This is a genomic window from Streptomyces sp. NPDC001852, assembly GCF_042891825.1.
Classification (GTDB): domain Bacteria; phylum Actinomycetota; class Actinomycetes; order Streptomycetales; family Streptomycetaceae; genus Streptomyces.
The window spans coordinates 1-14,713 of record NZ_JBIATN010000055.1; the positions used below are offsets into that span (position 1 = coordinate 1).

12 protein-coding genes are annotated in these 14,713 nt (G+C 71.5%); 6 read left to right on the plus strand and 6 right to left on the minus strand.

What is annotated here, in order from left to right; all coding sequences use genetic code 11:
• From ACFYZB_RS44340 to glgB, 3 genes are all read left to right on the plus strand, one after another.
• Window positions 1-357 (plus strand): alpha-glucosidase C-terminal domain-containing protein (locus tag ACFYZB_RS44340; RefSeq protein ID WP_351216168.1); only part of this gene is annotated, 357 nt, incomplete at its 5' end.
• 86 nt (window positions 358-443) lie between these two features.
• Entirely contained in the window at window positions 444-1,814 is a 1,371-nt protein-coding gene (locus tag ACFYZB_RS44345; RefSeq protein ID WP_388767571.1) for a maltokinase, read from the plus strand.
• Between the two features lie 19 nt (window positions 1,815-1,833).
• Window positions 1,834-4,098, plus strand: coding sequence for a 1,4-alpha-glucan branching enzyme (gene glgB / locus ACFYZB_RS44350; RefSeq protein ID WP_388767572.1), 2,265 nt, complete (start codon window positions 1,834-1,836; stop codon window positions 4,096-4,098).
• 69 nt (window positions 4,099-4,167) lie between these two features.
• On the opposite strand, the gene ACFYZB_RS44355 is transcribed toward glgB, so the two are convergent.
• From ACFYZB_RS44355 to ACFYZB_RS44375, 5 genes are all read right to left on the minus strand, one after another.
• Window positions 4,168-6,408: a HelD family protein gene (locus ACFYZB_RS44355; RefSeq protein WP_388767600.1), complete on the minus strand. Its 2,241-nt coding sequence runs from the start codon at window positions 6,406-6,408 to the stop codon at window positions 4,168-4,170.
• A 178-nt stretch (window positions 6,409-6,586) separates the two neighbouring features.
• Window positions 6,587-6,919: a thioredoxin gene (trxA, locus tag ACFYZB_RS44360; protein ID WP_388767573.1), complete on the minus strand. Its 333-nt coding sequence runs from the start codon at window positions 6,917-6,919 to the stop codon at window positions 6,587-6,589.
• Complete coding sequence (locus ACFYZB_RS44365; RefSeq protein ID WP_388767574.1) at window positions 6,916-7,344, minus strand: MerR family transcriptional regulator; 429 nt, start codon at window positions 7,342-7,344, stop codon at window positions 6,916-6,918. Before ACFYZB_RS44365 ends, trxA begins: the two co-directional genes overlap by 4 nt.
• Before the next feature lie 59 nt (window positions 7,345-7,403).
• The gene (locus tag ACFYZB_RS44370) at window positions 7,404-8,168 is read right to left on the minus strand and encodes a DUF2127 domain-containing protein (protein WP_388767575.1); all 765 of its coding nucleotides are present in this window, start codon (window positions 8,166-8,168) and stop codon (window positions 7,404-7,406) included.
• A 109-nt stretch (window positions 8,169-8,277) separates the two neighbouring features.
• Entirely contained in the window at window positions 8,278-9,951 is a 1,674-nt protein-coding gene (locus ACFYZB_RS44375) for an MFS transporter (protein WP_388767576.1), read from the minus strand.
• Window positions 9,952-10,086: 135 nt separating this feature from the next.
• Between ACFYZB_RS44375 and ACFYZB_RS44380 the strand changes: the two genes are divergently transcribed.
• Window positions 10,087-10,725, plus strand: coding sequence for a TetR/AcrR family transcriptional regulator (locus ACFYZB_RS44380; protein ID WP_388767577.1), 639 nt, complete (start codon window positions 10,087-10,089; stop codon window positions 10,723-10,725).
• 91 nt (window positions 10,726-10,816) lie between these two features.
• Here ACFYZB_RS44380 and ACFYZB_RS44385 read toward each other — a convergent pair whose 3' ends face one another.
• On the minus strand, window positions 10,817-12,196 hold the full coding sequence (locus tag ACFYZB_RS44385) for a cation:dicarboxylate symporter family transporter (RefSeq protein WP_388767578.1): 1,380 nt from the start codon (window positions 12,194-12,196) through the stop codon (window positions 10,817-10,819).
• 155 nt (window positions 12,197-12,351) lie between these two features.
• On the opposite strand from ACFYZB_RS44385, the gene ACFYZB_RS44390 reads away from it, so the two are divergent.
• Window positions 12,352-13,980, plus strand: a complete 1,629-nt coding sequence (locus ACFYZB_RS44390; protein ID WP_388767579.1) for an ATP-binding protein — start codon at window positions 12,352-12,354, stop codon at window positions 13,978-13,980.
• On the plus strand, window positions 13,977-14,669 hold the full coding sequence (locus ACFYZB_RS44395; RefSeq protein ID WP_388767580.1) for a response regulator: 693 nt from the start codon (window positions 13,977-13,979) through the stop codon (window positions 14,667-14,669). Before ACFYZB_RS44390 ends, ACFYZB_RS44395 begins: the two co-directional genes overlap by 4 nt.
• The last annotated feature ends 44 nt before the right edge of the window (window positions 14,670-14,713 follow it).

A 14,713-nucleotide genomic window follows, 5' to 3' on the forward strand; every position in this document is an offset into this window, starting at 1 on the left:
ACCAACGTCGAGGCGTCGATGTCCTCGCCGTCCTCGCTGCTGCACTGGACCCGGCGCATGATCGAGATCCGCAAGCAGAATCCTGCCTTCGGACTGGGGTCCTACAACGAGCTGCAGTCCACCAACCCGGCGGTGCTCGCCTTTCTGCGCGAGTACGAGGACGACCTGGTGCTGTGCGTCCACAACTTCTCGCGGTTCGCTCAGCCGACCGAGCTGGACCTGAGCCGGTTCGGCGGCCGGCACCCGGTCGAGCTGTTCGGCGGGGTCCGCTTCCCGGCGATCGGTGAGCTGCCGTACCTGCTCACCCTCGCGGGGCACGGCTTCTACTGGTTCCGGCTGCGGCGGGAAGTCGCCTAGAGGGCCCTCGTGGGGCGGTTTCCACCGCCCCACCCGGGGCACGCATCACTAACACCCCGACTCCCCGGGGAAAGGACGTGACGCCCATGGCGGAAACGGTCACCTCTTCCAGCACCACTCCTCTCCTCGCCTCGCTCGACCCCCTGTTGCGCGAGTGGCTGCCGAGGCAGCGCTGGTTCGCCGGCAAGGGGCGTCCGGTCACCGGGTTCACCCCCGTGGCCGTCACCGAACTGCTGCCGCCCGACGGCCGGCTCGGCCTGTACCACCTGCTGCTGCGCGTCCACCAGCCGTCCGTGCTGGGCGCCGAGCCGCATCCGGGCGACTGCTACCAGCTCCTCATAGGCGTGCGCGAGGCGCTGCCGCCCCGGCTGGCGCCCGCGCTGATCGGACATGTGGAGGACGGGCCGCTCGCCGGACGCACGGTGTACGAGGCCCTGTACGACACCCGGCCCGCCGAAGTGCTCCTGGAGGCCCTGCGCACCCAGGCCCGCGTCGGCGGGCTGCTTTTCGAGCGGGATCCGCGCCAGGAGATCCGCGAGGGTCTCGTGGCCCGGCTGATGACCGCCGAGCAGTCCAACTCGTCGGTGGTCTACGGCGATACGTTCATCCTGAAACTGCTGCGCCGGGTGGTGCCCGGCGTCAACCCCGACCTGGAGATACCCCTGGCGCTGGCCCGCGAGGGCTGCCCCCGGGTGCCCGCGCCGACGGCCTGGCTGCACGCCGAGCTGGGGACACGGTCGTACGTCCTGGCGGTGCTCCAGCCCTTCGTCAGCGGGGCGAGCGACGGCTGGGAGCTGGCCCTGCGCGAGCTGGCCAAGGGCGAGGACTTCGCCGCCGAGGCGCGGGCGCTGGGCCGGGCCACCGCCGAGGTGCACACCGCACTCGCCCACGCCCTGCCGACGGTCACCCTCGGCCATGTGCAGCTGCAGTCGCTGGCCGACGGGATGACCGAGCGGCTGGAGGCGGCCGTCCAGGCGGTGCCCGGCCTGCGGCCGTACGAGGGCGGACTGCGCTCGGCCTACGCGGCGCTGGCCGCACTCGCCACCGAGGGCCGTACCTGGACCGCGCAGCGGATCCACGGCGATCTGCACCTGGGCCAGTGTCTGCGCTCCCCTTCCGGGGAGTGGTCCCTGATCGACTTCGAGGGCGAGCCGGCCCGGCCGCCCGCCGAACGGCGGATGCCGCAGCCACCGGTGCGGGACATCGCGGGGATGCTCCGCTCCTTCGACTACGCGGCCCACTCCGTGACCCCGCCCGCGCCGGACTGGGCGCGCGTCTGCCGGGCCGCCTACTGCTCCGGGTACGCGGAGGTGGCCGGCCGCGATCCGCGCACCGACCCGGTGCTGCTGCGGGCCTACGAGACCGACAAGGCGGTCTACGAGCTCGTCTACGAGGCCCGGCACCGCCCCGACTGGCTGCCCGTACCGCTCTCGGCGATCCGTCGCCTCGCCGCGTGAAGAACCAGGAGGCTCGTCCGTGACCCCGAAGGGCAAGAAGCACACCAAGGCCAAGGAGAAGACGGTTCCCCGGCAGAAGGTGCCGGCGCACGAGCGGCCGGCGGCCGGTGTCTCCCCAGACGACCGTGCGCGGCTGCTGGCCGGCACCCACCACGACCCGCACTCGGTGCTGGGCGCCCACCCGGTGCCCGGCGGCGTGGCCTTCCGGGTCTTCCGTCCGTACGCGCTGTCCGTCACGGTCGTCACCGGCGAGCTGCGGGCCGAGCTGCACGACGACGGCGAGGGGTTCTTCTCGGGGCTGCTGCCGCTCGCGGGCGCAGCGGAGTACCGGCTGCGGGTGGCGTACGAGGGGAACGTCCTGGACACCGAGGACCCCTACCGTTTCCTGCCCACGCTCGGCGAGCTGGACCTGCACCTGATCGGCGAGGGCCGGCACGAGCAGCTGTGGCAGGCGCTCGGCGCGCACGTCACCACCCATCAGGGGGTGCCGGGCACCCGGTTCGCGGTGTGGGCGCCCGACGCGCGGGGGGTGCGGATCGCGGGCGGCTTCGACTTCTGGGACGGGACCGGCTTCCCGATGCGCTCGCTGGGCTCCTCGGGGGTCTGGGAGCTGTTCGTGCCGGGGATCGGCGCGGGCGAGGCGTACAAGTTCGAGATCACCCGCCCGGACGGCTCGCGCACCCTGCGCGCCGATCCGCTGGCCCGGCGTACCGAGGCGCCGCCCGCGACGGCGTCGATCGTGGATGTCTCGCGGCACGAGTGGGGCGACACGGAGTGGATGGCGCACCGGGCCGACACCCCCGTGCACGAGGCGCCCTTCTCCGTCTACGAGGTCCACCTGCCCTCCTGGCGGCCGGGGCTCACCTACCGCCAGTTGGCCGATCAACTTCCGTCCTATGTACGGGAGATGGGCTTCACCCATGTGGAGCTGATGCCGGTCGCCGAGCACCCCTTCGGCGGCTCCTGGGGCTACCAGGTCACCGGTTTCTACGCCCCGACGGCCCGGCTCGGCACCCCGGACGACTTCAGGTACCTGGTGGACCGGCTGCACCAGGCCGGCATCGGGGTGTTGATGGACTGGGTGCCCGCGCACTTCCCGCGCGACGACTGGGCGCTGGCCGAGTTCGACGGGCGCCCGCTGTACGAGCACCACGATCCGCTGCGGGCCGCGCACCCTGACTGGGGCACCCTGGAGTTCGACTTCGGCCGCCGGGAGGTGCGCAACTTCCTGGTGGCGAACGCCGTGTACTGGTGCGAGGAGTTCCACATCGACGGCCTGCGGGTGGACGCCGTCGCCTCCATGCTCTACCTGGACTACTCGCGCGAGCCGGGCCAGTGGACGCCGAACGAGCACGGCGGCCGGGAGAACCTGGACGCGGTGGCCTTCCTGCAGGAGATGAACGCCACCGTGTACCGGCGCTGCCCGGGTGTGGTGACCATCGCCGAGGAGTCCACGGCCTGGGACGGGGTCACCCGCCCCACCCACCACCAGGGCCCGAGCGGCTTCGGCGGGCTGGGCTTCGGCCTGAAGTGGAACATGGGCTGGATGCACGACTCGCTGCAGTACATGAGCCACGAGCCGGTGCACCGCAAGTACCACCACAACGAGATGACCTTCTCGATGGTGTACGCCTACAGCGAGAACTACGTCCTGCCGATCTCCCACGACGAGGTCGTGCACGGCAAGCGGTCCCTGGTGTCGAAGATGCCCGGCGACTGGTGGCAGCAGCGCGCGAACCACCGCGCCTACCTGGGCTACATGTGGTCCCACCCCGGCAAGCAACTCCTCTTCATGGGGCAGGAGTTCGCGCAGGGCGCCGAGTGGTCCGAGGCGCACGGCCCCGACTGGTGGCTGCTCGACCCGTCCTACGGCGCCGGGGCCGACCACCGGGGCGTACGGGATCTCGTACGGGACCTGAACGCGCTGTACCGGGCGACCCCGGCGCTGTGGCAGCGGGACACCGATCCGGCGGGCTTCCAGTGGATCACCGGGGACGCGGCGGACGACAACGTCTTCGCCTTCCTGCGCCTGGACGCCGACGGCAACCCGTTGCTCGCCGTCTCCCACCTGTCCCCCGTGGTCCGCCACGACTACCGCCTCGGCGTCCCGGACGACGTGCCGGCCTGGCACGAGTCCCTGAACACGGACGCCGCACGGTACGGCGGCGGCGATGTCACCAACCCCGACGTCATCAAACCCGAGCCCCAGGCCTGGCACGGCCGTCCGGCGAGCATCCGGCTGACCCTGCCCCCACTGGCCACGGTGTGGCTGCGGCCCGCCTAGGCCCTGTCCTCCTCGCCGCACCCGAGCCGCCCGCCGCCGTGCCCGGCGGGACGCCCGGCGGGAGTCCCGCTACGGCCCGGTGACGCCCGCGGCCAGGGCCTGGGGCAGCTCGCCCGTGTACAGCACCCCGAGCCGCTGGGTGGCCCGGGTCAGGGCGACGTACAGGTCGCTGGTGCCGTAGCCGCCCGGCTCCACCACCAGGACCGAGTCGAACTCGAGGCCCTTGGCCTGGCGGGGGTCGAGCAGCACGACCGTGCGGGTCAGATCGGGCTCGGCGCCCGCCGTGACGCCGTCCAGCCGGGTGGCCAGCGAGCGGTGCAGTTCGCGCGGGGCGATGACGGCCAGCCGCCCCTCGGCCGGGGTGAGCTCGGCGACCGCCTTGGCCACGGCCTCGGGCAGGTCACCGTCGGCCCGCCGGACCCAGGGCCGTACCCCGGTCGACCGGACCGAGCTGGGCGGCTCGAAGTCCGGGTGCTCGGCGCGGACCACGGCCGCGGCCAGCTCCATGATCTCGGCCGGGGTGCGGTAGTTGACGCCGAGCCGGGTGTGCTCCCAGCGGTCCTCGACATAGGGGGCGAGGATGTCCGCCCAGGCGCCGACACCGGCCGCCTCGGCGGTCTGGGCGGGGTCGCCGACCAGGGTCATCGAGCGGGTCGGGCTGCGCCGCATCAGCAGCCGCCAGGCCATCGGCGACAGCTCCTGCGCCTCGTCCACGATGATGTGCCCGAACGCCCAGGTACGGTCGGCCGCGGCGCGCTCGGCGGCGCTGCGGTGGTCGGCCTCCTCGTGCCGCTCGGCGAACCGCTCGGCGTCGATGATGTCGTGCGCCGACAGCACCTCCGACGCGTCCGGGTCGCTGTCCTCCTTGTCCTCGAACTCGTACGTCCGGGAGGCGTACGACACGTCCAGCACGCCCTGGGCGTAAGCGATCTGCGTCTCTCGTTCGCGCTCGGCACGGGCCCGTGCCGAGCGCTCGTCCTCGCCGAGGAGTTCGGCCGCCTCGTCCAGCAGGGGGACGTCGGCGACGGTCCATGCGCGGGTCACCGGGCGCCGGACGGCGGCGGCGTCCTCCTCGCTGAGGTACCCCTCGGGCTCCGCGAGGAAGTCCGCGACGAGCCGCTGGGGGGTGATGCGGGGCCACAGCTGGTCGATGGCGTCCCAGACCTCGGGGTTCTCGGCGAGTTCGTCGCGGATCTGGGTGATGTCGGAGGCGTCGAGCAGGCTGGAGCCGTCGTACGGGTCGGTGCCGACGCGTTCGGCGTACAGCTCGGTGAGGGTGTTGAGGATGTGGCCCTCGAAGTACTCACGGGCGGCGTTGTGCGGCAGTTTCGCGGCGCGGGTGCGCTCCCGGGCGACGGCGACCAGTCCGTCGTCGAGCATCAGGACCTCACGGTCGTGCTCGATCGCGATGACCGGGTCCGGCAGGGCCTGCCGGTCGCGTACGACGGCGGCGAGCACGTCGGCCATGTCGGCGCGGCCCTTCACGGCGGCCGCCTCCGGGGTGTCGCCGGCGGTCGCCTTCACACCGGGGAACAGCTCGCCGACCGTGGCCAGCAGCACCCCGGTCTCGCCGAGGGAGGGCAGCACCTCACCGATGTAGCCGAGGAAGGCCGGGTTGGGGCCGACGATCAGGACGGCCCGGCGGGCCAGCAGCTCGCGGTACTCGTAGAGGAGGTAGGCGGCGCGGTGCAGCGCGACCGCCGTCTTGCCGGTGCCCGGCCCGCCCTCGACCACGAGCACCCCGCGGTACGGCGCCCGGATGATCTCGTCCTGCTCGGCCTGGATGGTCTGCACGATGTCGCTCATGCGGCCGGTGCGGGCCGAGTTCAGCGCGGCCAGCAGCACGTCGTCGCCGCTGTGGTCCTCGTAGCCGGTGCGGGTGGCGTCGCCGAGGTCGAGGATCTCGTCGTGCAGGGACGTCACGGTCCGGCCCTCGGTGCTGATGTGCCGGCGGCGGCGCAGGCCCATCGGGGTGTGACCGGTGGCCAGGTAGAAGGGGCGGGCGACGTCGGCCCGCCAGTCGATGAGGACGGGGGTGCGCTCGGCGTCGTCCTCGCGCAGCCCGATCCGGCCGATGTGGTGGGCGGTGCCGTCGGCGAGGTCGATCCGGCCGAAGCAGAGCGAGCCGTCGACGGCGTTCAGCGCGGCGAGCAGCCCCGAGCGCTCGGCGACCAGGATGTCCCGCTCCAGCCGGGCCTGCATGGGCTTGTCGCCCTGGGCGAGCGCGTCCGCGACCGAGGTCTCGGCATCGCCGCGCAGTGCGTCCACGCGCGCGTACAGTCCGTCGATGAATTCCTGCTCGTGCCGCAATTCATCGTCTGGAAATTCGGTGTTTGACAATTCCGCTCCCGCCCGGATATACTGTGCTCACTGAACTTCTCTGCGACCATTGACATTCAAGTCGCGAACCACTGAATATACGCACAGAAATCCCCCGAGCGCAATTGCTCAGGGGATTTTTTCGTGGGCGGCCGTGCTCCGCGGCGCTTTACAACACGTCGGCCAGCTCTTCCATGAGGCGCCGCCTGGGCCGCGCCCCCACCATCGACCGCACCGGCTCACCGTCCCGGAAGACCATCAGGGTCGGCGTGGACAGCACCCCGTAGGCGAGGGTCGTCTCCGGATTGCGGTCCACGTCCAGCTGCACGATCTTCAGCCGGTCGCCCTCCTCGAAGGCGATGTCCTTCAGCACAGGCGCGAGCTGCCGGCACGGACCGCACCAGTCGGCCGTGAACTGCACCAGCACCGGAAGGTCGGAACCGATCACCGCCGTGCGGAAATCGGCGTCCGTCACCTCGTCCAGTCCGCTCACCAAGCTCATCGCGAAAGCCCTCCCAGCTCGCACACGGGCTCCGGACCACCCGGAACCAGCGCCTCGGCGGCCAGCACGTCACGGGCCAGTTCGGCCCGCCGCAGCTGCCCGGCGACCGTCTCCCGCACGGACTGCAGCTGCCCGATGAGCGCGTCCAGTTCGCCCAGCTTGCGCCGGTAGACCTGGAGCGAGGCCGGGCAGGAGTCGCCCTCCGGGTGCCCGGCACGCAGGCACTCCACGAACGGGCGGGTCTCCTCCAGCTCGAAGCCGAAGTCCTGCAGCGTCCGGATCTGCTGGAGCAGCCTGAGGTCGCTCTCGTCGTAGGTGCGGTGTCCCCTGTCGTCGCGCCGGGCGGGCAGCAGCCCCCGCGCCTCGTAGTAGCGCAGGGTGCGGGTGCTGGTCCCGGCCCGTGCGGCCAGCTCGCCGATTCGCATGCCTACGACCGTAGGTGTTGACGTCGGCGTCAAGGCAAGACGGGACCCGGAAGGCCGGATCAGACGGTCACCCCCGCCGACTCCTCCACCTCCATCAGGGAGGCGCTGTGGCGCTCCTCCTCGAACTTGCGGCGGCCGCCGCGCAGGCCGAACAGGCGCTTGGCCAGGGCGATGTAGAGGACCGCGAGGATGTTGAGGACCAGCGTGACGATCTTCAGGTAGCTGACCTTCTCGGTGAGCTCGTAGATCTCCAGCGGGAGGAAGGCGGCGGTGGCGACGACGGTCAGGTACTCCGCCCAGCGCTTGGCGTACCAGAGGCCGACCGCCTCGACCAGTTCGATCAGGGCGTAGGCCAGGAGGAGGGCGGCGACCAGAAGGAGGGTGTTGTGCTTGTAGCCGAACGCCTTCTGGATGGAGCCGACGACGGGTGAGTGGTCGAGGTCGTAGTGGAAGTGCTTGAACACCGGGCGGAAGACATCCAGGTTCTGGTTGAAGAGGCGGCGGACCGCGTCCTGGCTGTTGCTGAACTTCCACACCGCGACCGCGACCAGCACGATGAACACCCCGCGCACGGCCCGCTCGACCGCCAGGAAGCGCAGGATGAACAGGTCGCGCAGGACCTTTCCGCGGGGCACCAGCGGGGCGTCCCCGGCCGGGCCGGAGCCGTGCGGCTCGCCGAGCACGAAGTCACCGCAGCGCAGGCAGCGCCACACGTCCCCGAGCGCGGTCTCGGCGTGCAGCCGGATCCGCAGCCGGGGGTCGTCCGGCGCGTAGGTCACATGACCCTTGCGCGCGCAGGTCCGCCGGTCCCAGTCGATCTTCATTCCCCCGTGCCTCCAAACCCGTACTGACTCATATGTACTGACGCCGCACACGAACGTGCCGTTCCGGTTGATCCGGAGCGGCACGTTAGCGGATGGAGGTGCGGAACGTTCAGTTGGCGCCGCTGTTCACCAGTTCCTTCTCCTCGGTCCTCACCTCCGGCGCGGCGGCTTCACGGCGCGGCAGCAGGATGCCCACGAGGACCGTGCCGATGCCGAGGACCACCGCGCCGACCAGGCTGGTGTGGGCGACGGCGGAGGAGAAGGCGGAGCCGACCGCGTCGGCCATCTGGCGGGCGCCGGAGGCGAGTTCGGCGGCCTGCTGCTTGAGCTGTGCGGCCTGCTGGGGGTTCTGGGCGTGTGCCGCCTGTGCGGCCAGCGCGTGCGCCTTGTCGCCGATGCCCTGGGCGACGGCGTATCCGGCGCCGACCGAGTCCCGTGCGGTGTCCAGGGCGCTCGCCGGGAGCCTGCTGCCCGCGGTGGCGTCGCTGAGATGGTTGCCGTACGACGTGGCGAGCAGCGAGCCGAGGATCGCGATGCCGAGGGAGCCGCCGAGTTCCAGCGAGGTGTCGTTGACCGCGCCGCCGACGCCCAGCTCGGACTCCGGGAAGGCGCCCATGATGGCGTCGGTGCAGGGCGAGAGGGCGAGGCCGATGGCGAGGCCCAGGATGATCAGGGGCGCCAGGAAGTCGGCGTACGTCGAGGCCGCGTCCACCCGGGTCAGCAGGGCCAGCGCGGTCGTGCCGCCGACCATGCCCGCGGTGACGGTCCACTTCATGCCGACCCGCGGGGTGAGCCAGCCGGTGAGGGCCGAGCCCACGAAGACCGCTCCGGCCAGCGGCAGCATGCGGACGCCGGTCTGCAGGGCGTCGTAGCCGAAGACGAACTGCAGGTGCTGGGTGAGGTAGTAGAAGGCGCCGAAGACGGCGAGGAAGAACAGGGCGACGGCCAGGTTGGCGCCCGCGAACCGGCGGTGCGCGAACCGGCGGACGTCGAGGATCGGGCGGGGGTGGCGCAGTTCCCAGGCGACGAAGGCGGCCAGGCCGACGCCGGCGACGACCGCCGCCGTGATCGCCTTCGCGCCCCAGCCGAAGTGCGGGCCCTCGATGATCATGTAGACGAGCGAGCCGGTCCAGATCACCGACAGCAGTCCGCCGACGTAGTCGATGCGGTCGTGGTGGCCCGCCTTGGACGGCGGGACGAGGACGAAGGCGGCGACGATCGCCACTGCCGCGATGGGCACGTTGATCAGGAAGGTCGAGGACCAGCCGTGGTCGCGCAGCAGGGCGCCGGCGACCACGGGTCCGGCGGCGATGGCGAGACCGGCGGTGGCGGTCCACAGGGTGATCGCCTTGGCCCGCTCGGCGCGCGGGAAGGTCGCGGCGAGCAGGGAGAGCGTGGCGGGCATGATCAGCGCCGCGCCGACGCCCATGACGGCACGGGCCGCGATGACGGTCGCCGCGCTGTCGGCGAGGTAGCCGAAGACGGCACCGCCGCCGAAGACCAGGAGCCCGAGGACGAGCGCGCCGCGTCGGCTGTACTTGTCGCCGATGGCGCCGAGCAGCAGCATCAGCGCCGCGTAGGGGACGGTGTAGCCGTCGATCACCCACTGCAGGTCGGCGCTGGAGAGCCCGAGGTCCTTCGTCATGTCGGGCGCGGCGACCGTGAGGGCGGTGTTCGCCATCACGATGATCAGCAGGCTCAGGCAGAGCACGAGCAGTGCCCACCAGCGCCGGGCGTAGGGGCGCTCCATCTTTTCGACCGGTTCGGTCATGACGAGTCGCATGGCAGGGGTCGCCTTCCTCGGTGTGCGACGAGAACGTGGGGTGCGGAGTGGATTTGCACAGCACCGTGCAATTGCACAACCATGTGCAATGTACGCCCTTGCACACCGCTGTGCAAGTTGACTCGGGAAGGCAGAATGACGGCCATGACCACGGGTAACAGCCGCGCCGACGCCAACCGGCGCCGCATCCTCGACGTCGCCCTCGCCGAACTGCTGCGCGACCCCGACGCCTCCATGGACCAGATCGCGCGCGCCGCGGGAGTCGTACGACGGACGGTGTACGGCCATTTCCCCAGCCGTGAGGCGCTGATCAGCACCCTCGTCGACGAGGCCGTGGCAGCACTGGCGGACGCGGACGCCCACGCCCGCGACGGAGTGACGGACCCGGCGGAGTCGGTGGCCCGCTCGGTGCTCGCCGTCTGGGAGATCGCCGACCGCTACCGGCTGCTCATCGCCCTGGCCCAGCGCACGGTCACCGTCCAGGGCATCCGCGAACGCCTCGCCCCGCTGCGCGCGGGCAAGGTCCGGCTTCTCCAACAGGGCCTGGACGAGGGAGTGTTCAGCTCACCCCTGCCGGCGCCGGCGCTGGCGTACGTGCACGAGCAGCTGCTCTTCGCGGTGACGGAGGCGGTGAACGACGGCCTCCTGACGGCACAGGAGGCGGGCCGCTCGGCCACGGTCACGGTCCTGACCGCGGCAGGCGTACCCGCCTCGACGGCCACCGAGCTGGTGGCCAGGGTGAGCGAGGGGAAACGAAAGAAGCCGGGCGGCTGAGGTACGGGGAAGACTCAGCCGCCCGGCGGCGGTTCCGGATGCCCGGCCCGGGTTCAGGCGGGGCCGGACATCCGGGGCTTCTTTCGGCGGATCAGGCCTTGACCAGCCCCTCCTCCCGGGACTCGGGCACCTCGGCGACGCTCTCCCGGCCCTCGTCCATCAACGTGGTCTCGTCGAACGGCAGCTCCCCGGAGAGAACCCGCCGCACCCGCTCCTTGTCGATCTCCTTCGTCCACGTGCCCACCAGCACCGTGGCGACCGCGTTGCCCGCGAAGTTCGTCAGCGCACGGGCCTCGCTCATGAACCGGTCGATACCGACGATCAGCCCGACCCCGTCGACCAGCGCGGGCTTGTGCGACTGCAGACCGCCGGCCAGGGTGGCGAGACCCGCACCGCTGACGCCCGCCGCACCCTTGGACGCCAGCAGCAGGAAGAGCAGCAGCGGGATCTGCTCGCCGACGGACATCGGCGTGCCCAGGGCGTCCGCGATGTACAGCGACGCCATGGTCATGTAGATCATCGTGCCGTCGAGGTTGAAGGAGTAGCCGGTCGGCACGGTGATGCCGACGACCGGCTTGCTGACGCCCAGGTGCTCCATCTTCGCGATCAGCCGCGGCAGCGCGGACTCGGAGGAGGAGGTGGACAGGATCAGCAGGAACTCCCGCGCCAGGTACTTGAACAGCGAGAAGACGTTCAGGCCCGCGACCACCCGGAGGATCGCGCCGAGCACCACGAAGACGAACAGGACACAGGTGACGTAGAACCCGAGCATCAGCACGGCGAGGCTCTTCAGCGCGTCCAGCCCGGCCGAACCGGTGACGGCCGCGATCGCACCGAAGGCTCCGACCGGCGCGGCCCACATGACCATCGACAGGATGCGGAAGACGAGCCGCTGGATGTGCTCGATGCCGCGCAGCACCGGCTGCCCGACCGAGCCCATGGCCTGCAGCGCGAACCCGGCGAGCAGGGCCACCAGCAGCGTCTGCAGGACCTGGCCCCCGGTGAAGGCGGAGACGAACGACGTCGGGATGATCGACAGCACGAAGTCGACGGGCGGCAGCGCGTCGCTGGACACCTGCGCGTGCCCGGTCGCCTTGAGGGCGTTGGTCAGGTGCAGCCCGTCGCCGGGGTGCAGCACATTGCCGACGACGAGCCCGATGGCGAGCGCGACGAGCGACATCACGAGGAAGTAGCCGAGGGCGATACCGCCGACGGCGCCCACCTTGGCGGCCTTCCGTACGGACCCGATCCCGAGCACGATCGTGCAGAAGATGATCGGCGAGATCATCATCTTGATCAGGTTCACGAAGCCGGTACCGAGCGGTTTCAGCTGGACGGCGGCGTCGGGCCAGATCAGCCCCACGGCGATGCCGAGCACGACCGCCGCGATGACGGCGATGTACAGGTAATGGGTCCGGTCCCGCTTCACGCGGGGTGCGGCAGGTGCCGTAACGGGGGTGTTGGCGGCCACGACTGCCCTCCTTGACGTCTTCGTCGGCGAACAACCGGCGTGCGGCTCACGTCCGGGCGTTGTTCGGGGAATGCCGTGACTATCTCCCGAGCTGTGAGGGCGGTCACCCTTCCGTTCATTTAGTTCATGCTTAACCCGAGAGGCACACTGCTGACATGCGGTTTCCGTCCCTTCCCCGCCCCCGCAGCCTGGCCGGCCAGCTGTTCGCCATGCAGGCCGTGCTGATAGCGGTGGTCGTGGCCGGGTACGCGCTGTTCACCTACGTCGGCGACCGGCGGCAGGCCGAGGACGCGGCGGTCCGCCAGGTCACCGCGGTGGCCCGGTCCATCGCGGACGCCCCCTCGGTCCGCTCGGCGATCCACACCTCCCGCCCCACGACGGCCCTGGAGCCGTACGCCCTCCAGGTCATGCGGGACGCGGACGTCGACTTCGTCACGATCATGAACCCGGAGGGCATCCGCTGGACCCACCCCGACCGGAGACAGATCGGCAAACGCTTCCTCGGCCGTATCGGCCCTGCCCTGCACGGCCACACCTTCACCGAGACCTACACCGGCACCCTCGGCCCCTCCGTCCGCGCGGTCACCCCGGTCGAGGAGAACGGCCGCGTCATCGGCCTGGTCAGCGCGGGCATCAAGGTCGAGGCGATCAGCGCCCGGGTCCAGGGCCAGGTCACGGCCCTGCTCGGGGTCGCCGGCGCCACCCTGCTGCTCGGCGCGGTCGCCACCTATGTCGTCAACGCCCGCCTGCGCCGCCACACCCACGGCATGAACGCCACCGAGCTCAGCCGGATGCACGACTATCACCAGGCGGCGCTGCACGCGGTCCGCGAGGGGCTGCTGATGCTGGACGGACAGTACCGGGTGGCGCTGATCAACGACGGCGGGCGCGAGCTGCTCGGCGTCGGACCGGAGGACGACACGATCGGCCGTTCGGTGGCGGACCTGGGCCTGCCGGCCCCGCTGACCGGCGCACTGCTGTCCTCGCAGCCCCGGGTGGACGAGGTGCACCTGACGGCGTCGAGGGTGCTGGTGGTGAACACCTCCCCGGTGTCCGGCGGAGAACGCCGCGGCACGGTGGTCACGCTCCGCGATGTGACCGAACTCCAGTCCCTGATGGGCGAGTTGAACTCGGAGCGGGGCTTCACCCAGGCGCTGCGCTCGCAGGCGCACGAGGCCGCCAACCGCCTGCACACGGTGGTGTCGCTGATCGAGCTGGGCCGGGCCGAGGAGGCGGTGGAGTTCGCCACGGCGGAACTGGAGCTGGCCCAGGCGCTGACCGACCAGGTGGTCGCGGCGGTGAGTGAACCGGTGCTCGCGGCCCTGCTGCTCGGCAAGACGGCCCAGGCCAACGAGCGGGGCGTGGAACTGGTGGTGTCCTCCGACAGCCGCCTCGACGACGGCCTGCTCCCCGACGACCTCTCCGCCCGCGACCTGGTCACGATCCTCGGCAACCTGATCGACAACGCGGTGGACGCGGCGCAGGGCAGCGTCCGGGCCCGGGTGACGGTGACGGCGTACGCCTCGGACACCGAGGTGGTCCTGCGGGTGGCCGACACGGGCCCGGGGGTCGACCCGGCCCATGCCGACCTGGTATTCCAGCGGGGGTTCTCGACGAAGCCGGCCGGTCCCGGCGGACGGGGCCTCGGGCTGGCCCTGGTCCGGCAGGCGGTGACCCGCCACGAGGGCACGTTGACGGTGGCGGAGTCCGACGAGGATGGCGAGGGCGGAGCGGTGTTCGAGGTGCGGTTGCCGCTGCACGCACCCACGGGTGGCAGCAGATGACGAACGAGCAGCAGCCCATCCGGGTCCTGGTCGTCGAGGACGACCCGGTGGCCGCCGACGCCCATGTGATGTACGTCGGCCGGGTGCCGGGATTCGTCGCGGTCGGCACGGCGCACACGGGCGCGGAGGCGCGGCGCTTCCTGGACCGTACGCCCGTGGACCTGCTGCTGCTGGACCTGCATCTGCCCGATGTGCACGGGCTGCAGCTGGCCCGCTCCCTGCGCGCGGCCGGCCACCACGCGGACGTGATAGCGGTGACGTCGGCCCGTGACCTGGCCGTGGTGCGCGAGGGCGTCTCCCTGGGCGTCGTCCAGTACGTCCTGAAGCCCTTCACCTTCGCGACGCTGAGGGACCGGCTCGTCCGGTACGCCGAGTTCCGTGGGGCGGCGGGCGAGGCGAGTGGCCAGGACGAGGTCGACCGCGCCCTGGCGGCCCTGCGCGCACCGTCGCCCGCTGCGCTGCCGAAGGGGCTGAGCGGGCCGACGCTGGAGCGGGTGACAGGGGCGCTGCGGGAGGCTTCCGAGGGGCTCACGGCGGCCGGAGTCGCGGAGGCCGTGGGCATCTCCCGGATCACGGCCCGGCGGTATCTGGAGCACCTGGTGGAAGCGGGGCGGGCCGGCCGGAGTCCGCTGTACGGGCAGGTGGGGCGGCCGGAGTTGGTGTACCGGTGGGTGCCGCAGGGGCGGTGACGCACCCAATCCCGCGCACACCCCATTGACCTGACTAGACCACT

Excerpts from the sequence above, each read along its gene's own strand:
- ACFYZB_RS44345 (WP_388767571.1), top strand. The coding sequence starts at position 444 with ATGGCGGAAACGGTCACCTCTTCCAGCACCACTCCTCTCCTCGCCTCG.
- trxA (WP_388767573.1), bottom strand. The coding sequence starts at position 6,919 with ATGAGCTTGGTGAGCGGACTGGACGAGGTGACGGACGCCGATTTCCGC.
- ACFYZB_RS44365 (WP_388767574.1), bottom strand. The coding sequence starts at position 7,344 with ATGCGAATCGGCGAGCTGGCCGCACGGGCCGGGACCAGCACCCGCACC.
- ACFYZB_RS44370 (WP_388767575.1), bottom strand. The coding sequence starts at position 8,168 with ATGAAGATCGACTGGGACCGGCGGACCTGCGCGCGCAAGGGTCATGTG.
- ACFYZB_RS44375 (WP_388767576.1), bottom strand. The coding sequence starts at position 9,951 with ATGCGACTCGTCATGACCGAACCGGTCGAAAAGATGGAGCGCCCCTAC.
- ACFYZB_RS44380 (WP_388767577.1), top strand. The coding sequence starts at position 10,087 with ATGACGGCCATGACCACGGGTAACAGCCGCGCCGACGCCAACCGGCGC.
- ACFYZB_RS44390 (WP_388767579.1), top strand. The coding sequence starts at position 12,352 with ATGCGGTTTCCGTCCCTTCCCCGCCCCCGCAGCCTGGCCGGCCAGCTG.
- ACFYZB_RS44395 (WP_388767580.1), top strand. The coding sequence starts at position 13,977 with ATGACGAACGAGCAGCAGCCCATCCGGGTCCTGGTCGTCGAGGACGAC.